This window comes from Prochlorococcus sp. MIT 1318 (assembly GCF_047304505.1).
Taxonomy (GTDB): domain Bacteria; phylum Cyanobacteriota; class Cyanobacteriia; order PCC-6307; family Cyanobiaceae; genus Prochlorococcus; species Prochlorococcus marinus_D.
This window is the reverse complement of record NZ_CP138958.1, coordinates 2,432,437-2,452,407: the sequence shown is the minus strand read 5'-3', so window position 1 is coordinate 2,452,407 and position 19,971 is coordinate 2,432,437. Positions and strand designations below refer to the sequence as shown.

The following is a 19,971-nucleotide window of genomic DNA, read 5'->3' as shown; positions in this document are numbered from 1 at the left end:
TTGCTTGTCTTTGTTTAGAGCGTTGCTCATGAAATCTATTTCAGAATAGTATTACCAGCAGTTTTCTCCTTCGCCGATCGGGACGCAAATATTTGATTTCTTTGCCTTTTTGGCAGCTTTCTTCGCATCTTCATCAGGCTTGCTTTCAGCATCGATGTCTTGATCAGTGGTCCACTCTTTAAGTCCTCCCATCTCTCCTTCACCGCCTTCGCCAGCGTGACTCAGATTTGGCTGAAGTGCGTTTGCCGCCAGCAGTGCAGAAGCTGCAAGAAATATTGCTACAGGAGACTTTTTGCTCATGCTGAGAGGCTCATTTTGAAATTCATTTTGGCTGCTCCACGCCACCATTGTTTGGCGATTCGTTACTTGGCTTGGTATCAAATGATTCCGGCTTCAGTTGCCGAGGCGTCTGAGCAGGTTGGTGTAGGCCTGAAAAATCAAGTCCAGTTCTGGTGAACGGCCATGCTCGGCAAGAAGGGCGCGGGCACCAGCATTGAGGCCAAACAGAATGGTGCGGTCTTCATTGCTGCTGATATAGCTCTGGATCCAGCCAACACAAACCAGCCGCTCACCAGCAGTGACTGTTTCCACTGCATGCAGGCTTGTGCTGGGATAAATGATCACCTGGCCAGCTGGCAGCTTTACTTGTTTGCTGTGTTGCAACGTTTGAATGCAGAGAGCTCCTCCTTCGTAACTTTCTGGCTCGTTGAGAAACAGCGTGAAGGAGAGGTCGCTACGCCCTGAGCTCATGTAGGCATTGTCGACATGCATTCCATAGCCCTGGCCAATGCCGGATCGACTGAACATCACCCCGTGGATGTGCCTTGGCAAGGCAAAGCTCTTCACAAGCGGATCAGATTCAAGCTGCTTAATCACTATCTGGCTGTTTTCTTTGGCGGTTTTTGAGTTGCGATCCAGCTGGAGGTTGTTCTTGACTTCTGCTGCTTGATATCCCGCTGTTTTACGTCCGTCCTGCCATGAGGTTTCGTCAGCCAAGAGAGTTGCACGCAATTGGCTCACAGTGGTCTCATCAAGCAATGGATGGGTCAGGAGCTCCATAGAGATTGCTGAGGAAATTCCACAATAACCAATACCTAGACGTTATAAAACTCTGGAGGACTTGTATAAATAAAACTGTAAACTTTCTAATCTTCGATCTACTTCAAATTCCTCTGTGCGAGACAAGCTTTATCCCAATCCCTTAGTGAATGAAAGGTGGGAGTTTCGAACATTTAATACAGAAGTATGGTCTTTGTTGTTTTACTATGTCGATACCGCTATGCCACTATTCCATCTACCCAAATCGATACTAATACACCTTATGAACTACCAACCTCAAGTAAAGAATCAAGGTGAACCACTCAAGGTCAATCAAACAAGAAACCATCTCACACCCACTTACGAAAAATTCTATGGAGGAAGTGAACAGGAGGAAGGAGAGTAAGCAACTATCAATACTATCTGTTCTTCAGCTAACATCTAAGGCTCTACTTCGACACCAACAGGTATAGGAATCCAAGCAAGTAGTGAAATCAAAAGCAACGACTAATCTATCCGCTAAACATAAACAGGGTTCACTGCAATTATCTACGCCTACCTTTACACTGACTCCAAAGAATTCATTGAAGCAACTAGAGGAACAGGTGAAGGAAATGAAGGAGTGGTTGGATGGAGCTCAGATTCATTAATCCTATCAATCTTCATCAATCTTCCTGTTGTTATAAAGGTAGAACCATAAAAATATCGACCCTGTAAGTATCACAGTCCCAACAGTTGTATTACCCGAGAGAATAGTAAGCATAGATCACTCAGGTCTCTTTTCATCAAACGTTTCAACCTCTCCTTCAGTTGAATCATAGTATCGGACTTCATCATATTCTTCTGTTATCAATTCAATATCAAAACCTTTATAATCGTCATCGTTAACGTATTTATTAAACACACGGATACCTTCTTCCAAGTTTTCAATCTTCTCGTGGTTTGTAGGAGGGTGTCCAGGAGTATCGTAGATATTGAGTAAGTAACTCATCAGTTAGTTAGGATCATAATGACGAATGACTTTTTTGGTTCCATCCTCAACCAACTCTATAACCTCATCATTGAAGTCATCGTTATCAACATAGAAGTGAAACATCTCCTCTCCCTTCTCTAAAGACAAGTCAGTTTTTAGTTTCGTAGGAAGATCATCTATGTAATACAACAAATGGTAAGTCATATAATGGGGTTGTTTGTCAGTACTATATTTTGTCCTACTTTCCCACACTTGGATTGACCATCACCCTCCAACTCAAAACTTCTTTGTATTTCTCGTTCGCTCTTTGAACGAACCAACTGTAACTACAGCCAAAAAGAAAGAAGACAAGTTTAGTAATTCCCAACTCCTCCCAACTATAACCAACGAAGAATAAAGCAAGGAGTAGGATGAACCATTTCATAAAGTTATAAATCCTAAGTTCATTTTCTAAATCTCTCAACTTCTTCTTTTGTTGATGAGGAAAAAGATGTAGAGGTGGTTCTTTCATCAGTCATCTCCTGATGGTGATTGTTCATTAGTTCAATCTACCGTTTGAATAAGTCTTTGTCTTTCCTCCTCTATCTTTTCCTTCTCCTCATTAGTCCTCCTCCATTCCTTATCCATCAACTCAACCAATTCATATTCCTTTAACCATTCATAAGTAATCCAATCTTCCTCCTCCTGTGATTGGTTTAAACATTCATCCGTTTCAAGATAGGGATTGACGACAATATCGTAATCAGAAATAGTTACAGTTACCGTCATCAGTTTATCTCTTATCTTGATGTTGATGTAACTACAGTCATCAAGAATACTGAACAAGAAATGGATATTACCAATAAGACTTCTTACACCAACAGAGACTGATCCTTCATCGAATTCCATCCCTTTACTGCTTTCAATAATCCTGTCTCGTTTGTCAGTTATCCAATTCTCTCTATGATTCATTTTCTTACTCCAATCTTTTACTGTTGTTCCTTTAGAGTCGGTCATAGGTGTAAATACTCTGAAGGTAGGCTAATCATTCTTGGAGAGTTGCGCCAGAAAATAACTTCGAACGAAAAGAAGGCTAGTGACGGAAGAAAGGACCACCACTATTGCGAACACCTTCATTGTTTAGATAGTGTCTACAATGTCTTGTCTCGTCAAACAAATCCTTCAACTTCTTGTCCCACTGTTTTGTCTTTCTCTCCCGTTGGTAATCAAAATATTTCTCTATGTTATCTCTACAAACATTGATCTTGTGGTTCCTTACTGACTGTGGGATTTGAGTAATAATCAAAACAAGGATTAGTCCGATGTAAATCCCATCTATTTTGGACAGTGATGATTTCATTAGTTGTTTGGGTCTGTGTTTGTTTCAGTGGCTGTATTTCCTTTGTCGTTGTCTAACGACAACTCTGAGATTATCGTTCTCTTCCTATCGGACCAGCTCTTCCTATCGGACCAGCTTCACTTTTATTTATAGGACCTGTACCCAATCGAACTTTCTTTTTGTAATCATCTAGGGTCATCCCAGAGCCTTGTGGGGATTTCCTGAATCCTTCACTATCCACATCCATTCCTGCCGTGTAGGCATTCGCAGGGATACAAACACCACCACCAACACTCTTCAACTCATCTGTTGAGAGGTCCTGGTTAATGCCTCCATTCTCTCTTGGATTTAGCCATAGGTTTAAATACTCAGATGTTAGTCTAATCATTCGTAGGGGTCCCTGCCAGAAAATAAAATAAATATCTGAAGGTTCTTGTTATATGTAGTTGGTCCATTTTTGCCTCGTAGTGGCCCCTTCGGATGGTGGATTCACTTTAGAAAAGGGTGCATACGCCTATTTTTTACTTGATTGTTCTAACTACACCTTCGCTTCCCTTTCAAGCACTAGTTTGTTAGTAGTTATCTGTATATTTCCAACAGACACTCCAAGGCTGGAGGCCTTTTTGGCCAAGAATTTATAGGTCCTAATACTACTTTGCTCACTTCGATCTGTCACGATCGGTCGCATAGATTTTCCTTCTATCCTTCACCAACTCAGGCTAGCTCTCAATTCCTCCCTGAGGGGGTCTGATGCGACACTATTCAGGATCTGCTCTAGCCTCATAAATAACCATTTTCCTTAGTTCTATTGCAGATGATAAGAATTACTGAGGAGGTCCCATTATCAGCGCATTGGCCCTCCGGGGGCTTGAGTGCATCATTTGTTACAGCGGCTGGTATGGAATGCGCAAGGAGGCTTCGAGTACTCTCAATAGGGTGAGGCTTGCAACGTTAATGGTTTGTTGGTAATGGCTTTGAAGGCGCGTCTTACGTATTCAGGCTTGGCGGCCGTTCTTGCCCTTGGCACTGGATTCAGCCAAAACGGTGTTGCTAATGCTCGAGAAGTACGTGTTTATTCAGGTCGGCACTACAACACTGATCGTCAAATTTATAAGAAATTTTCTGAGCAAACAGGGATCAAGGTTCGACTGATCGAATCTTCTGGTATTTCATTGTTAGAGCGTCTTAAACGAGAGGGGGCAAACTCTCAGGCCGATGTGATCATCCTTGTTGATGCGGCACGGATTAGTAATGCAGCAAAAGAGGGTCTTTTGCAACCTTCGCGCTCAGCAAAATTGGATAGCGAAGTCCCTCGAGCCTATCGCGATCCGCAAGGTCGTTGGTATGGCCTGACCCGTCGCGTGCGGGTGATTGTTGCCAATGCATCGAAGGTGAACGTTGGCAGTATTCGCACTTATGCGGATCTGGCTAGCCCCTCACTTAAAGGGAAGGTGTGTCTACGCAAGCGCAACAACGTCTACAACCAATCTTTAGTCGCTGATCAGCTTGTGTTGCGTGGTGAGGCTGCAACCAAGAGTTGGTTGCAAGGAATGATCTCTAACGTTTCCCAGCCTTACTTTGGAGGAGATGTCTCCCTGGCTCGTGCTGTGTCACAAGGCATCTGTGGCGTTGGCATCGTTAATCACTACTATGTTGCGCGGATGCGTGCTGGTGTGAGCGGATCGAAAGATAAGGCTCTTGCTAATAAGCTCACGGTTATCACACCTGATCCCGCCCACGTCAATGTCAGTGCTGGTGGGTTGGCAAGGTATGCAAAGAATAAGAAGGAGGCGATTCAGCTGCTTGAATTTCTTGCTTCACCCGATGGCAGTCAAGGCATGGCTAGCCCCACCTATGAACATCCGTTGAATGGCTATGGCACGTCGTTAGAACTCAAAAAGTTCGGCACTTTCCGCCCCGATCGGGTCACGATTAGCCAGCTCGGAGCCAATAATGCCAAGGCGATTCAGTTGATGGCTCAATCCGGTTGGAAATAGGGTTTTAGGCTATGGGTTCAGGGCTAGAGCCCTTCTTAGGGAGATCCTTTGCAAGGCTCTTCCTATAACCCTGCAGACCGCGAAGCGCAGAGAGGGGAATTCTCGAGATAGTCGTTTGAGTTTGTTTGCGAGGGTTCTCTTCGTCTTTGCTTGTTGCAGGCTTGGCCCTGACAGCACTAGTGCTTGGTGCCCAGTCCTTACCTTCTCAGGCAACGGTTGTCGTTGCTGTGGTGTTGCTGATCACGGCTCGTTTCTGCTTGATTCGTCTCGGCATTACCCAAAGCAGGGCTACAGCATTGGCGTTGATGTTGCCATTGTTGTTGGCATGGGCTTGCTGGTGGGGGCAGCCGAGGCCTGGACCTTTGGACCCTGTGCGTTTGTTGGCGAGTGCCGGTTCTTTTGATCGTTCCTCGCGCCTACCGCTTCGAAGCAGCCTCGAAGGCCGGCTGCTTAGTGATAGCCGATTGCTTCCTGATAGCAGGTTTGTGGCTGATAGTTGCCGTGCATTGTTGGCGGTGAATCGGATCAATGGCCTGCCGAGGCATGGCCGTAGTGAAGTTCAGCTACGACCTTGCCCTCAGCTTTTGCAGCAGGGTTGGCGAATCCGTGTGCATGGTCAGTTGCGTGCTCCGGCTCTAGGACCTCATTCGCTACTGCCTGGGCCAGCGGAGCGGCTTCAGCAGCAGGGAAGTTGGAGCCAATTCTGGGGTGATTAGGTACAGGTGTTGCAACGCCCCTGGACGCCCATCGCCGATGCTCGCCGTGTGGTGGCGATGCGCTTACATCAACTGGCAGGTCCGCGTTCGGGAGGATTGCTGGCGGCTTTGGTGTTGGGTCGTGCCCAAGTTGATTTGCCGCTTGATTTGGTTAAGGCGTTCCGCGTTGCTGGCCTTTCCCATGCCTTGGCGGCGTCGGGCTTTCATCTTTCTGTGCTGTTGGGAGCGTCGCTGGGGATCGCTCGGTTGCTGCCAAGGCCCTTTCGTTTGACGTTTGCGGCAATGGCACTGATCAGCTTTTTGATGCTGGCCGGACCACAACCGTCGGTTGTGAGAGCTGTGTTGATGGGTAGCACGGTGTTGTTGATCAACGAGGGCGGAGGCCGCAGTCGTCCTCTAGGGGTGTTGCTAGCGACGTTGGTGCTGATGTTGTTGGTGAATCCCGCCTGGGCGCGATCGATTGGGTTTCAATTGAGTGCGGCAGCTACTGCCGGATTGGTCGTCACAGCAGGGCCCCTAGAGCAGGCTCTCTCCAAGCGTCTACCTAGATGGCTTCGAGGGTTGGCACCGGCGCTGGCTGTTCCTTTGGCCGCAATCGTCTGGACTCTGCCACTACAGATTGTTCATTTTGGATCCACTCCTGTCTATGCCCTATTGGCGAATCTGCTGGCTGCTCCTTTGTTGGTGCTGCTCACCCTCTCAGCGATGGCGTTGGCCTGGTTGTGTTTGCTCTTGCCTGCTGGCTTGCTGGCTCCATTGCTGAATTGGATCAGTTGGCCGATCCAGCAGTTGGCTGGGTTATTGATTGCTCTGGTGCGTTGGATCTGCACTTGGCCAATGGCGCAGTTGTTCACCGGTCATCCCCAGCCTTGGTTGGTGCTGTTGTTGGTGTTGGGATTGCTGCCCTGGTTGGTAACGGGATTGCGTCACTGGCGTCACTGGGGAGTGCTTGCGTTGTTGGTTTGTTCGTTATCGCAGGCTGTTGTACAGATGGGCGATGGACTCGTGGTGGTGCATCAGCGCAGTCGTCAATGGTTACTAGCTAGGCATCGTGGGCGGGCGGTTTTGGTTAGTACACATGGAGATGGTCGTAGCTGTTGGCAGGCTCGTCGGCTGAGTGAAGCGTTTGGCCATGCCCGTCTTGATTGGGCGATGGTCTTGGACCCGGTTGCCAGTGAGGCGGCGTCTTGTTGGCGAAAGCTGGCCCATACCGTGCTGGCTGAGCATCAGGGTGTGATGCCTTTGCAGGTTGGACAGCGGTTAGTCAGTCCTGGCCTGGAGGTGAGACCAATTGCTGCAGCAGAGCAGAGTTTGCAGTTGCGAGCTGGTCGTTTGTGTTGGCATCTGCTGCCAACGCGTCAGGCCTATTGGAGTTGGCGTGATCGTCGGGGTTTGGATGACGTGGAGCGTCAACCTTTAGTCAAATCAGAGGGTTTGACAGGGGTCTGGCTTGGTTTTGTCCCAACCTCTCTTGAGCGGCGATGGTTGCTACAACACACTGCAGGACGGCTTTGGGTCAGTGGTAGAGCCAGCGGCTCCTTCAGAATGGTGGCCTCATCGTTTTAAAGTTGCCTTGCGTCTTTACGGGCGACTGGAGAGGTGGCTGAGTGGTCGAAAGCGAACGACTCGAAATCGTTTGACGGGCAACCGTCCGTGGGTTCGAATCCCACCCTCTCCGTTTTATTAAATAATCAGGAGTTGTCTTGATGTGTCAGTCTCACGTGGAAACGTTGCAATGACTGTTGTTTTAAGCGTGAGGAATTGGTCCTAAGTGTTCAGGGTAGTTCAACTTTAGAAAGAATTTGTTGGGGATGGAGTCCTAATGTCTTGGGGATGTTAGGAAGTTTGATCAGACTTTAGATTGTTTTGGATAAGCTTCACTAGGCTGCTAACGTAATCGGCGTTAAATTAAAAGCTCTACTAATCCTGCCCTTAAACCTTTTGGTACTAAATATGAAAATTCATCGAGACATTCGAACATGAAGAAGTTCCAGAAGTTTCTTCTGATTTCCGTTTGCGTACTAGCAGCTGTTCTCTTTTATTACTTTATTGTAGTTGAATGGAAAGAACAGATTAATCAGATTGTTTTGGATATGGGTATATGGGCGCCTTTGGGAATATTTATTCTTAGAAGTATTAGTACTATTTTCCCTGTTATATCAAATCTCCCATATGCAATTCTTGCTGGAAGCGTGCTTGATTTCAAAACTGCTTACATAACAATTTTTTTGGCTGACTTTATCTCTTGCCAGGTGGCATTTTTGATAGCTAGAAATTTAGGGCGTGAGCCTGTGCGCCGCTTGGTTGGAATAAAAGCAATGAAGAGAATTGAAAGTTTCAATCAAAATCAACTAGAGGGAAATTTTTTCCTAATGACTGGAGTGCTAATGACCGGACTTTTTGATTTCCTCAGTTACGGCTTAGGATTAGGAGGGACACAGTGGCGGCTATTTACGTCTGCTTTGCTTCTTTGCCTTGTAATTTTTGATGCTGTAGCAGTTGCTATTGGTGCTGGATTGGCTGATTCGGTATATATCATAATTGCAATGGTTGGTATGTTTGGACTTGCTATTATTACTGGCTTGATTAAAAAAAAGGTTTCTATCTCTAATCAATAGCAGTAAGAATAATCTTGGATCCTTGACTGCTTTGGAATTGGCTTTAATGTAAGATGATTTTAGAAGCATTGAATGTATTGGGGAGATTCCCTCGACTTTCTTAAAAGACTTGTTCAGGTCTGGTCTCTAGGGGCTGGCTTGATGTTTGGAGCTCCTCTACTTGGGATGTTTGTACTTGCTAGTGTAGCTGGTCTTACTAAGAAGAAGGTCTCTAGCACTAATTAATAGGATTTAAAATAGTCTTGTTTTCACTATTTTTTTCTGAAATCAGTCTTTAGTGAAAGAGGCTCAGCAGAGATGGTTCTGTGTGCATGGATTTTTGAACCGATTTGAGCCAATTTTTACCATAGATTCCCCTTTGTTTTCTAGTTTCCCTACATGCGAGAGCACTCTTTCCACTTATTGGCCATTCAGCAGTTTTTGCTAGAGATCAGCACTTCTAAAAATTTTTGATTGCTGTTGGGCTCTTGGCTTTTGTTCCAGCTGAGATTTGTTCTGCGAATGTCAGGAGATTCTGGCAAACGTTTTTATCAAGCCAAAAATGGCCTAAATGGTTTGACTTGATTTCTGCTGACTTTCCTGTGACCGGCCAAGAAAAGTCCACTAATAAAGGGGTCTCTAGCCTGGTTCAGGGAATCCAGCAACGCTTTCAAGCCTTTGTCACTAAACCAACGGGGGTGTCCAAGGCCTCTCCAAAGGCTTCTAAGCAGCCCAGCAGGACCGAGGATAGGCTCCAGGATTTGAGCCATGTTTCACTGCAGCCCAAAGACTCAAAGTGGGCACGCTGCAGCTGGCGTATCAGCAAAGCCGATCAGCAACGGGCAAAAAAATCAAAGGCAAAAGCCCTATGTCTGCGGCTGGTTGATCTGTACAGCCACGCCGATGCCTTGATCAGTAGGCATGCCATCAAAGAAATTCTTGTCGATAGCAAGGCTCATGAGTGGTTCCTTCCTGTGCCGATGGGTGGCCGTGACTATCTCCTTGAGCTTGGCTATCAGCTTCCTAAGGGAGGTTGGCTGTCACTAGCGTTCTCAGAACCGGTTTATGTGCCTCAGAGCGATGCTTCAGAGCAGAGTTCTGATCGCTCATATAGCTCTTTCCGCCAGGAGCAAGACTTCGCCTCCAAACCTTTTTCTCCGACTTCGTCTGTTGCTGAAGTTGCTGATTTTGGTGATGACGGAATGCACGAGCAGATGTATCAGCGTGCAATTTCAAATCATCCCAACCCCAGCTTTGGCATGGGCTCGGAGACTCTTCAGGGGGATGGTCGTTCCGATCGCACTAGGCGGTTGAGGAATGATTCTGGCTCTGGATGGTTGGATAGTGGTCGTGGACAGTTTTTACGCCGCCGCCGTGAATCTCAGCAGAATGATCCCGATAATGCCTCTGATTCTGATTGGTTCTGATCGGTTGGTGATCTCTTCGCTAATTGTTTGCTTCTGATCTGTATTGGTTCAATCGTTGGTTCATACAGACCAGCGATAGGTTTATGAGTTGATGAATCGCTAATGAGGGTTAGTCACGCGGTGTGCCGTAACCCCCACCGCCTGGGGTGCATATCAGCAATGCCTCTCCGGCTTCGATATTGATCGTTGCGCATCCTTTCAGCGGATCTCTTTTTCCATTGAAGTGTTCAAGTTGGTTTGCTCCTAACGCCCCCGGCAGGCCGCCTGATAGCCCGAAAGGTGCAATCCGTCTGGATCCAGAGAGAATCGACGCTGTCATTGGCGCCAGGAAGCGAAATTGTCTCATCAGCCCATCACCACCACGCCATCGCCCAAGGCCGCCACTACCATGCCTTAAAGCAAAGAGCTCCAGCCGTACTGGATAGCGCTGCTCAAGGATCTCTGGATCCGTGAGGCGGGAATTGGTCATGTGCGTCTGTATGCCATCAGCACCATCAAACCCTTTGCCAGCACCGCTGCCGCCGCCAACCGTTTCGTAATACTGATGTTTGCTGTCGCCGAAGCTGAGATTATTCATCGTGCCCTGGCTTGCTGCCATAACACCTAGGGCCGCGAACAATAGATTGCAGAGTGCTTGGGAGGTCTCCACATTTCCTGCTACGACTGCTGCAGGTGGGTGCGGGTTGAGCAAGCAGCCATTGGGAACGATCAGTTCAAGCGGTTCAAAGCAACCGGCGTTGAGTGGGATCGTTTCCTTCACTAAACAGCGGAAGACATAAAGCACCGCTGCTTTTGTTACGGCGAGCGGAGCTTGGAAATTGTCAGAGCCCTGGACTGAGGTGCCAGTGAAATCAAGCTTTGCTGTGCGCTGATGCTTATCAATTGAGATCTTCAGGCAAAGCTTTGCGCCATTGTCGAGCTCTACTGAGAAGGCGCGATTGTTCAATGTTTGGATCACCTTGCGCACTGCTTCGGCCGCATTGGCCTGTACATAGGCCATGTATCTGTTGATTTGCCGATCACCTGTGCTGGCGACAAGAGCCGTCAGCTCTTGAACGCCTAACTGGTTGGCGGCGACTTGCGCTTGTAGATCGGCGAGCAATTCGGCTGGGTTTCGTGGCGGAATGTTGCCGCTGTGAAGCCTTTGCTCCCAGCTCTTGCGGTCGTGGTGACCATCGATCACAAAAGACACGTTACGGAGGAGGAGTCCTTCGTCTTTGATGCTGCGACTAAAGGGCGGCATCGAACCGGGCGTGAGTCCACCCACATCGGCATGATGCGCACGACAGGCGACGAAATAGCTTGGTTTGTCGCTTGTGGTGAAGACAGGTGTGATTGCTGTGATGTCTGGCAGATGGGTGCCGCCGTGGAAGGGATCGTTGCTGAGTACTGTCTCGCCTGGGCGCAGTGGTCCGTGTTCGCCAGCGTTAATCTGTGCCAGAAGATCGGCGACTGATTCACCCATCGAGCCAAGGTGAACCGGAATGTGAGGGGCATTGGCGACGAGTGCACCCTGATGATCGAATAAGGCGCAAGAGAAATCCAGCCGTTCGCGGATGTTCACTGAACGACTGGTTTGACGTAGTCGTTCCCCCATCTGTTCGGCGATGGCCATGAAGCGATGATGGAATAACTCCAGCAACACTGGATCGGGCGTTTGCTTGACTAGTGCTACAGGGTGTTTGGTAATCACTGAATCTGCAGCGATGGCATCGAGTACAAGAGCTCCTTGTTGATCCACGCTTGCTCGCCAACCGGGCTCTAGAACAATGCAACCTGTAGCTTCTAAGACCAACGCTGGCCCTTCTAGTACAGACCCTGCTATCAGACGATCGCGATGATGGAGGGGCACCTGCTGCCAGCCAAGATCTGGCCAATGCACCTCAGCATGTTGATGTTCGCCCCGTGGTGGAGGCGTATGCAGTTGGACATCACCTCGTCTTGATCTGCCTTGATCGCTTGGGGATGCATGGGCTAATACTGCGACTTCGAGCCTTTCCACCACTAAAGGCTGATTGTGAGGAGGGATATAGCTAAAGCGCTTTTGGTGGGCGGCCGCGAATGCTTTTTGTATATCCGTGATGCAAGTTGTTGGCTTCAAGGAGATCATCAAGCCTTGTTCGCTGGATGCATAGCGCAGTTCGATGCGGGCCCAACGCTGTGGTGGAGCTGCGTCAACAGCACTTGAAAGGTCTCCTGATTCCTTTAGGCGTTGTTCTGCTTGCGTTTGTTCCAGCTTGATGAGCTGCTGAAGTTTGTCCAATAAGTCTTCGTTAAGAGGTTCGCGCACAGACCTTTCGCGTAATTGACGTTGACGGGCATGGCCCATCCCATGGGCTGAGAGCACGCCCGCTAAGGGGTGAAGCAGCACTCGCTTCAGGCCTAGCTGAGCTGCTAGCCGGCAGGCATGTTGCCCACTGGCCCCTCCGAAGGCCACAAGCACGCCTCCACGAATGTCATGACCGCGTAGTAACGAGACCTGTCGGATTGCATCAGCCATGCGTTCGATCGCGATTGCCAAGGCACCTTCTGCGCTGTCTTCTGGTGTGCTGCCAATCGTCCCCGCTAGTTGTCTAAAAAGCTTTTGCACAACTGATAAGTCTGGGGGCTGGTTCGCCGATGGGCCGAATAGCGCTGGAAATTCGTTCACCTGTAGGCGACCCAGCAAGAGATTTGCGTCCGTGATCGTTAGTGGACCCCCACGGCGGTAACAGGCTGGTCCAGGGTCAGCACCAGCTGAGCGAGGCCCAACCTGTAGCCGTTCGCCCTCACTGCTGATGATTGATCCACCCCCTGCTGCCACGGTGTGGATTGGTAACCTCTGAGCCATTAAGCGCTGGCCCGCCACCTCTGTTTCAGGGCTGCGCTGCCAGTCTTCCTCCTGTTGCCCGGCAGGAACATGAAACACATCGGTGGAGGTTCCGCCCATGTCGAACCCCAGTAGAGGTTGTTGGGCGAGGCCTGATGCTCGTGCTGCGGCGACAGCACCAACCATCCCCCCTGCCGGTCCGGAGAGAATTGTGTCTTTAGCGAGTAACCATTTAGGTGTCAGCAATGCACCGCTTGAGCCCATCATGCGGAGACGTGTTGAGGGCCCGAGCTCCTTGCGGACTTGGTTTAGATACTTGAAAAGTACTGGTGAAACAGTTGCTTCCACCAGGGTGGTTTGTCCTCTGGGCACCAGGCGTGGCAGGGGGCAGACCTGATGGGAGCAAACCACGGAGTTAAATCCCAGCTGATTTAACCAGTCCTGCAAGTGCAGTTCGTGTTCGGGGTTGCGGTAGGCATGTAGGAGAGCAATGGCGCAGCTTTTCAAGCCTGCCTTGGCATGCCGCCGCACTTCATCTTCTAGGGCTGCATCGAAGCTGATCGGTTCGATTTCTTGCCCCTTGGCATCGAGGCGGCCTGGCACCTCGATCACGGCTCGTGCCAGGAAGGGCGTGCGGCGGATCTGTAGAGCAAATAATTCAGGCCGATGCTGATCGCCGATGCGGAGCAGATCTCTGAAACCACGATTGCAGAAGAGAAGAACTGCTTCTCCTGCATTTTCAAGCAAAGCATTGGTGGCCACGGTGGTGCCGAGGCGCACTTCTTCAATCAAGCCGATGGGAATTGGTTGTCCTGTTTTGAGCTCCAACACCTCCCGGATCGCTCGGACGGCTGGATCACCAGGCTGGTCTGGCTGTTCCGAGAGCACCTTGCGGACAATGCATTCTCCAGCGGGATTGATTCCGACAAGATCTGTGAAGGTTCCGCCGCGATCGATCCAGAACTGCCAAGGCATGCAATTGAGCCAGTGGCTTGGCGAAGCATCGTGCCTCCATTATCGAGCCTTGCGGGAGTTGCTGACTAGGTCTGGCGTTCAGGAGTGAAACAGAAGCACAAGGCCTTGGCTGACTTGGTGGAATTCTCTCTCTTCGCGACTTAGGTCCAAACCGACTTGAAGAGCTTCTTTTAGTGCATCTTCAAAGGGGGGGGTGAGTGGGGCATTTTGTTGTCTACATAAAGCTGCAATGCCCACGGGAGTGGCATGCCAGCGAAAGCGCCCAGTTTCACCAATCGCAGGTTGATTGAGGGCATCTTCAAGGAGGGAATTGATCGGCATGCTTTAAGTGGGCTTAACCCAGCTTCGGAACGCAGCACTCTTGCTGCAATCGGCTGAGAGACTTCGTGATGAACTGAGGATCAATCCGCTATGGCTGGCAAGGCCCCAGAAGACTTGCCCAAACGGATTGCTTTGGTGCATGAGTGGTTCACGCCCCGTGCCGTGGGGGGTGCTGAGCAGGTCGTGCAATCTATCGATGCTCTGTTGCTCAGATTGGGCTGTCAACCAGACTTGGCAGCTCTGGTTGATGGAGAAAGCCTTAGGCCAGGAAGCTGGCTGGAAGGTCGCGCCATTCAGACCAGTCCGATTCAACATCTCCCCTGGGGGGTGAGCCATGTGCAGCAATACCTGCCCTTATTGCCCCTTGCGATTGAGCAGTTAGATGTGGGTGATTACCCCTTGGTCATCAGCAGCAGCCATCTTGTGGCCAAGGGGGTACTCACCTCTCCTGAGCAGCTCCATGTGAGCTACGTGCACACTCCCGTTCGTTATGCATGGGATCAGATGCATGCCTATTTGCGTCGCTCGGCCTTGGCACAAAGCGGTTTAGGGCCATTGATCCGTTGGCAATTGCATGTTCTCAGGCAGTGGGATCAGCTCAGTGGTGCGCGAGTGAATCATCTGTTGGCCAATTCCCGCTTTACAGCGCGGCGGATTGCTTGCTTCTGGGGGCGTGAAGCGGAGGTAGTGCATCCACCGGTGAAGGTGGATCGCTTCCGCTGGGATCAGCCTCGCAATGATGTGTACCTCTGTGTTTGTCGCCTTGTCCCTTACAAGCGAGTGGATCTTGTGATTGAGGCCTTCAATCGATTGCGCTTGCCATTGTTGGTGGTTGGCGATGGACCGGAGCGGACATTCCTAGAAGAGTTGGCAGGTCCCACAGTGCAGTTGCTAGGTCGTCAAACCCAGGCGCAGGTTGAGGCCTTGATGGCAAGTTGCCGAGCCTTCGTTTATGCCGCTTTGGAGGACTTTGGAATTGCACCAGTGGAAGCCATGGCAGCGGGTGCCCCAGTGATTGGCTTGGGGAGGGGTGGCTTACTTGATACCGTGCGTTGTGCGGCGGCGGGAAGGCCTTACCCAACAGGGGTCTTATTCCCTGAACAGACAGTCGCATCAGTCGCGCAGGCGGTTGCCTGGTTTGAGGAACGTCAGCTTTGGCAGCAGTTGACCCCTGAAGTCGTACGCCTTTGCGCAGAACAATTCCGTCCGGAAGCTTTTGCGTCGCATTTTGAGACTGCACTGCGTCAGGCCTGGCAACAACATCAGCAGGCCTGTGCCGTTGCTGCGAGTGACCCTGTGGAGCTTTTAGAGTTTCGATCCTGATCTTGAGTAGGCGAGCCGCTTGGAGAGATCATGAGATTGGCCTCCAGGCGCTTTGTGTTTCATGGGGGTAGTAGAGCCCTGCGCCGAGGGGCTTCTCGTCGTCATCTTGAGGTGCTTTCAGCTCCAGCCTCAACGTTGCCTGCGAATGCCTTGATTGGTCAGCAGAGTCGCTTGGGGAGATCGATCAAACGATCTGGAGATGTGGTGTTTTCCCTTGCTGTGATCAGCCTCGGCTCTCCTGTATTTCTCCTTTTGGCGTTGCTGGTCAAACTCAGCTCACCTGGGCCTGTTTTTTATGTGCAGCGACGGGTAGGTCGTGATTATCGACACTTTGGCTGTATCAAGTTCCGCACGATGAGAGCAGATGCCGACGATATCCTTGCAAATTTGCTTGTTAAATCTGCTTCGATGAGGGCTGAGTTTGAGCGTGATTTTAAGCTTCGTAAGGATCCTCGGATCACACCAATTGGACGATTTTTGCGTCGTTCCAGTCTTGATGAACTGCCTCAGTTTTTGAATGTGCTGCGGGGTGAAATGAGTTTGGTTGGTCCCAGACCAATCGTTGATAAAGAACTTGAACGCTATGGGGAGTTTATGCATGAAGTTGCATCTGTACGCCCTGGGCTGACTGGTCTGTGGCAGGTGAGTGGTCGCAACAATCTCAGCTATGCCAAGCGGGTTCGCCTTGACCTTGCTTATGCCCGGGGGCGCTCATTCATGTTGGACTTAGCGATCATTCTGCGCACCTTTGGTGTGCTGTTGCTGCCTATGGATCGCGGTGCCTACTGAGGCGAAGGGGTCATTCTCGTGCCCAGCGCTGGTTGCAACGAGCTGAACATTTCATCTCGCTTTCCGGATAGCTGTAACCAGCCTTACGAGCGTTCTTCTCCACTTCGGCGGGATTGGAACCGCTGAAGGTTCTGGTGGTTTTCTCCTAAGCAGGGATCTGCACCGACAGCAGCAGCAGAGCTGCGGCGGTGATGGTGATCATTCGCATTGGCTTGGTTAGAGCAGAACCAGCGCAATCATGATCCAGACCAGTTCAAGCCAACCGGTGAGCGCCAGGATGCGCTGCAGAGCATCTTGGTCTGCTGGCGGTTGATCGATTGCCAGCAAGGGTTTGTCCACCCATCGGTTGCCGTATCGGTTGCGTCCGCCCATTCGCACCCCGGCACAGTGGGCATAGATCGCTTCGGATCGTCCGGCGTTGGGGGAGTGATCCAAGGCTCCGTCCTGTTCCGCTGCCATCACCAGAGCAGGCAATTGGCGCCAAGGCTTGCTGATTAGAGGAAGGGTGAGCATCACCAGGCGGCAGGGGAGCCAGGTGAGGAGATCATCGAGTCGTGCTCCGGCAGTGCCCAGCCATTGCAGCGTTCCCTGCCGATAGCCAAGCATCGAATCAAGGGTGCTGGAGGCCTTGAAGCTCCAGGCCAGGGCTAGAGGGCCTGGCCATGCATTGGAAACATGCCAGAGGCCAGCACCGATCAGCATCCAAAACAGCGGTGCAAAAACGCCATCCACGGCGTTTTCGGCTGCGCTTTCAGCGGCAGCCCGCAGAATCTCCTGCTCATTCAACTGGGTTACATCGCGTCCCACGATCCAGCTCAGCTGCAAACGGGCGATAGACAGGTCTCCTCCCGCGTCTTTGGGCAGCCCCTTCAACACCTTCAAGATGCTGTGGCGGAGGCTGCCGGCGGCGAGGGCACTGGCCAGGGCGATCACCAGCAAGGGGATCCCGAGCCAGGCTGGGACGATGCCTTCCTGCAGGGCGAGGCGTTCGATTGCCCAACCCAGTGCACCGCTGCCGCTGATCAGCACAGCGGTGATCAGAACGCCGCCAACCCGCAGCAGCACAGGGCGATTCCCGGCCATCGCTTCGGCAACATTACGCAGATGTTTGATCACAGATCCCATCAACTCAACGGGATGTGGACACCAGCGCGGATCACCGATCAGCAGGTCGAGACCTGCTGCAGTGATGACTAGTAGAATGGCCAGGGTCAGGCTGTTTTCAACCAGCTGAACATGGCGCGGAGACCTTTGCCGACCTGTTCAATTGGATGGGCGGCATCGCGATCGCGAATCTTCTTCATCTCAGGTTTGCCTGATTCGCATTCGGCGACAAAGTTTTTAGCGAAGGTGCCGTCTTGGATGTCAGCGAGGATGCGCTTCATCTCAGCTTTGGTATCAGCGTTGATCAGTCTTGGCCCACTCACGTAGTCGCCGTATTCGGCAGTGTTGGAGATTGAATCACGCATGGCAGTGAGACCGCCCTTCACCATCAGATCCACGATTAACTTCACCTCGTGAAGGCACTCGAAGTAGGCCAGCTCAGGCTGGTAGCCAGCTTCTACAAGGGTTTCAAAGCCTGCTTTGACGAGCTCTGAGAGCCCGCCACAGAGCACGGCTTGTTCGCCGAACAAGTCGGTTTCGGTTTCTTCCTTGAAGTTGGTTTCGAGGATGCCCGCTCGGGTGCCGCCGATGCCCTTGGCGTAGGCCATGGCCAGTGCACGTGCTTGGCCTGAGGCATCTTGTTCAATTGCGAATAGGGCTGGGACGCCCTGCCCATTCTGATATTCCCAGCGCACGGTATGGCCGGGCCCCTTAGGAGCGATCATCACCACGTCGACATCAGCTGGTGGCTGAATCAGCTCAAAGCGGATGTTGAAGCCGTGAGCGAAGCTCAATACTTTTCCCGAGCTCAGATGAGGGGCAATCTCCTTGGCATAAACGTCTTTTTGGAATTCATCTGGCAGTAGCACCATGATCCAGTCCGCTTTAGCGGCGGCATCAGCAACGCTGAGCACTTCCAGTCCATCGGTGCGGGCCTTATCGGTGGAGCGGCTGCCTTCATATAGGCCCACAACCACATTTACGCCGCTGTCTTTGAGGTTGAGGGCATGGGCATGGCCCTGGGAGCCATAGCCAATGATGGCGACGGTCTTGCCATTGAGTAGGCCGAGATCGGCATCGGAGTCGTAGAAGAGCTGGGCCATCCTGGCTGGATTGCGTTCAGGGCAAGGCCAGAGCTTAGGCAAGGGCCCCATGGCTTTGGCGCCCAATAGTCCTTCTCGGTTTTCAGTGCAATCAACGCATTAGGCTTCGTTCGGGTGGGCAATCACACGATCGATGAGGCCATAGTCTTTGGCCTCGGCTGCACTTAAGAAGTAGTCGCGGTCGGTGTCTTTTTCGATTTTTTCAAAGGTCTGACCTGTCAGCTCTGCCATGGAGTGGTTGAGCATGTCTTTGATGCGCAGGATTTCACGCGCTTCGATTTCGATGTCGCTGGCTTGTCGTTGGTTGGTTCCACCCAGCGGTTGGTGGATCATGATTCGGCTGTGGGGCAGGGCGAGTCTTTTGCCTTTGGTTCCTGCAGTGAGAAGGAAGGCGCCCATCGAAGCTGCCAAGCCAACGCAGATTGTTACGACATCACTTTTGACGTATTTCATTGTGTCGTAGATCGCCAGGCCAGCAGTGACTGATCCACCTGGGGAGTTGATGTACAGATAGATCGGTTTTGTGCTGTCTTCAGAATCGAGGTATAGCATCTGGGCTACCAAGCTGTTGGCAACACCATCACTGACTTCTTGGCCAAGGAACAAGATCCTTTCCACCCCAAGGCGGGTATAGATGTCAACCCAGCGCTCCATCTGGCTGCCGGGAAGACGGTAGGGAACGCTTGGGGTACCGATCGGCATGGTGAAAAAAGAAAGGAGGAAATCAGAACTGGATTAGGAATGATCTGAGAGAGCCTGGAAGGGTTGAGTCCAGGGTTGCAGCGGATCGTTCAGTTCAGTGACTCTGAACTGGGTAGCTCTTTACGGCTGCTGAGAATCCGATCGATGATGCCGTATTCGACAGCGTCCCCAGGGGTGAGATAACTCATCCGATCAGAATCCTTTGATAACTGCTCAATGCTGCGGCCTGTATTGCTGGCAAGAATTTTGAGCATGGCTTGCTTGTTATGCAGCACTTCCTTGGCACGGATCTGAATGTCGGTCGCTTGACCTTGGGCCCCACTGCGAGGTTGGTGCAGCACGATTGAGGCGTGGGGAAGGGCGGCCCTGTGGCCTTTGGTGCCTGCCGAGAGAATCACCGCTGCCGTGCCCATTGCTTGGCCGATGCAGATGGTGTGGACAGGGGGTTTGACGTAACGCAGGGTGTCACAGATCGCAAAAGCTTCGGTTTCAAAGCCGACGGCATCACCCGTATACCAGCTGGTACCAGTGGAGTTGATATAGAAGTAAATGGGCTTTTCTGGGTTGTCGAACTCCAGATAGAGAAGTTGGGCAATGATCAGTTCGGTCACATCCATGCCCAGCTGCCGCTTGGCATCGTCGTCGGAGAACAGGGGCAGTCCTAGGTAGACAATGCGTTCCTTGAGAAGTAGCGATGGCAAATCCGGAGGCGGTGTACGCATCACGGTTGATTCGCCGTAGTAGGGAGCGGACACCGTCATCTGCAGCACATCTTTGGC

The 19,971-nt window shown here is 51.0% G+C and carries 19 protein-coding genes and 1 tRNA gene; 8 read left to right on the top strand and 12 right to left on the bottom strand.

Annotated elements, in window-relative coordinates:
* Positions 1–51: 51 nt before the first annotated feature.
* The 6 genes from SIB66_RS12320 to SIB66_RS12295 form a co-directional block, all read right to left on the bottom strand.
* The gene (locus tag SIB66_RS12320; protein WP_063406182.1) at positions 52–300 is read right to left on the bottom strand and encodes a hypothetical protein; all 249 of its coding nucleotides are present in this window, start codon (positions 298–300) and stop codon (positions 52–54) included.
* 93 nt (positions 301–393) lie between these two features.
* On the bottom strand, positions 394–1,059 hold the full coding sequence (locus tag SIB66_RS12315) for a Fe2+-dependent dioxygenase (RefSeq protein ID WP_063406093.1): 666 nt from the start codon (positions 1,057–1,059) through the stop codon (positions 394–396).
* Between the two features lie 745 nt (positions 1,060–1,804).
* Positions 1,805–2,029, bottom strand: a complete 225-nt coding sequence (locus SIB66_RS12310) for a hypothetical protein (protein WP_063406095.1) — start codon at positions 2,027–2,029, stop codon at positions 1,805–1,807.
* 220 nt (positions 2,030–2,249) lie between these two features.
* On the bottom strand, positions 2,250–2,522 hold the full coding sequence (locus tag SIB66_RS12305; RefSeq protein ID WP_063406097.1) for a hypothetical protein: 273 nt from the start codon (positions 2,520–2,522) through the stop codon (positions 2,250–2,252).
* A 32-nt stretch (positions 2,523–2,554) separates the two neighbouring features.
* The gene (locus tag SIB66_RS12300) at positions 2,555–3,007 is read right to left on the bottom strand and encodes a DNA methyltransferase (RefSeq protein WP_236070187.1); all 453 of its coding nucleotides are present in this window, start codon (positions 3,005–3,007) and stop codon (positions 2,555–2,557) included.
* Between the two features lie 413 nt (positions 3,008–3,420).
* Positions 3,421–3,717, bottom strand: coding sequence for a hypothetical protein (locus SIB66_RS12295; protein WP_063406099.1), 297 nt, complete (start codon positions 3,715–3,717; stop codon positions 3,421–3,423).
* A gap of 580 nt (positions 3,718–4,297) precedes the next feature.
* On the opposite strand from SIB66_RS12295, the gene SIB66_RS12290 reads away from it, so the two are divergent.
* The 6 genes from SIB66_RS12290 (at position 4,298) to SIB66_RS12265 (ending at position 10,066) form a co-directional block, all read left to right on the top strand.
* Positions 4,298–5,326 carry a Fe(3+) ABC transporter substrate-binding protein gene (locus tag SIB66_RS12290; protein WP_063406100.1) on the top strand — a complete coding sequence of 343 codons (1,029 nt, stop codon included), beginning with the start codon at positions 4,298–4,300 and terminating at the stop codon, positions 5,324–5,326.
* A gap of 125 nt (positions 5,327–5,451) precedes the next feature.
* The gene (locus tag SIB66_RS12285; RefSeq protein WP_236070188.1) at positions 5,452–6,042 is read left to right on the top strand and encodes a DUF4131 domain-containing protein; all 591 of its coding nucleotides are present in this window, start codon (positions 5,452–5,454) and stop codon (positions 6,040–6,042) included.
* 9 nt (positions 6,043–6,051) lie between these two features.
* Complete coding sequence (locus SIB66_RS12280) at positions 6,052–7,608, top strand: ComEC/Rec2 family competence protein (protein ID WP_236073698.1); 1,557 nt, start codon at positions 6,052–6,054, stop codon at positions 7,606–7,608.
* Positions 7,609–7,635: 27 nt separating this feature from the next.
* Positions 7,636–7,720 (top strand) — tRNA-Ser (locus SIB66_RS12275).
* A 301-nt stretch (positions 7,721–8,021) separates the two neighbouring features.
* Positions 8,022–8,660 (top strand): TVP38/TMEM64 family protein, encoded by a 639-nt coding sequence (locus tag SIB66_RS12270; RefSeq protein ID WP_063406101.1) that lies wholly within the window; start codon positions 8,022–8,024, stop codon positions 8,658–8,660.
* Between the two features lie 560 nt (positions 8,661–9,220).
* Positions 9,221–10,066, top strand: a complete 846-nt coding sequence (locus SIB66_RS12265; protein WP_236070189.1) for a DUF4912 domain-containing protein — start codon at positions 9,221–9,223, stop codon at positions 10,064–10,066.
* 109 nt (positions 10,067–10,175) lie between these two features.
* Here SIB66_RS12265 and SIB66_RS12260 read toward each other — a convergent pair whose 3' ends face one another.
* Together SIB66_RS12260 and SIB66_RS12255 are read right to left on the bottom strand one after the other, a co-directional pair.
* A complete protein-coding gene (locus SIB66_RS12260) occupies positions 10,176–13,850 on the bottom strand; it encodes a hydantoinase B/oxoprolinase family protein (protein ID WP_063406103.1) in 3,675 nt (1,224 codons plus the stop codon).
* A 78-nt stretch (positions 13,851–13,928) separates the two neighbouring features.
* The gene (locus SIB66_RS12255; RefSeq protein ID WP_011826631.1) at positions 13,929–14,171 is read right to left on the bottom strand and encodes a hypothetical protein; all 243 of its coding nucleotides are present in this window, start codon (positions 14,169–14,171) and stop codon (positions 13,929–13,931) included.
* 90 nt (positions 14,172–14,261) lie between these two features.
* On the opposite strand from SIB66_RS12255, the gene SIB66_RS12250 reads away from it, so the two are divergent.
* Positions 14,262–15,494, top strand: coding sequence for a glycosyltransferase (locus tag SIB66_RS12250; RefSeq protein ID WP_063406104.1), 1,233 nt, complete (start codon positions 14,262–14,264; stop codon positions 15,492–15,494).
* Positions 15,495–15,524: 30 nt separating this feature from the next.
* Complete coding sequence (locus SIB66_RS12245) at positions 15,525–16,283, top strand: sugar transferase (RefSeq protein WP_063406105.1); 759 nt, start codon at positions 15,525–15,527, stop codon at positions 16,281–16,283.
* A gap of 216 nt (positions 16,284–16,499) precedes the next feature.
* Here SIB66_RS12245 and cbiB read toward each other — a convergent pair whose 3' ends face one another.
* The 4 genes from cbiB to SIB66_RS12225 all read right to left on the bottom strand — a co-directional run bounded on the left by cbiB (position 16,500) and on the right by SIB66_RS12225 (position 19,953).
* Positions 16,500–17,453, bottom strand: a complete 954-nt coding sequence (gene cbiB / locus SIB66_RS12240) for an adenosylcobinamide-phosphate synthase CbiB (protein ID WP_236070204.1) — start codon at positions 17,451–17,453, stop codon at positions 16,500–16,502.
* 41 nt (positions 17,454–17,494) lie between these two features.
* Entirely contained in the window at positions 17,495–18,490 is a 996-nt protein-coding gene (ilvC, locus tag SIB66_RS12235) for a ketol-acid reductoisomerase (protein WP_063406184.1), read from the bottom strand.
* Between the two features lie 99 nt (positions 18,491–18,589).
* Positions 18,590–19,192 (bottom strand): ATP-dependent Clp protease proteolytic subunit, encoded by a 603-nt coding sequence (locus tag SIB66_RS12230; RefSeq protein WP_011826624.1) that lies wholly within the window; start codon positions 19,190–19,192, stop codon positions 18,590–18,592.
* An 89-nt stretch (positions 19,193–19,281) separates the two neighbouring features.
* A complete protein-coding gene (locus SIB66_RS12225; protein WP_011129694.1) occupies positions 19,282–19,953 on the bottom strand; it encodes an ATP-dependent Clp protease proteolytic subunit in 672 nt (223 codons plus the stop codon).
* Between the last annotated feature and the right edge of the window lie 18 nt (positions 19,954–19,971).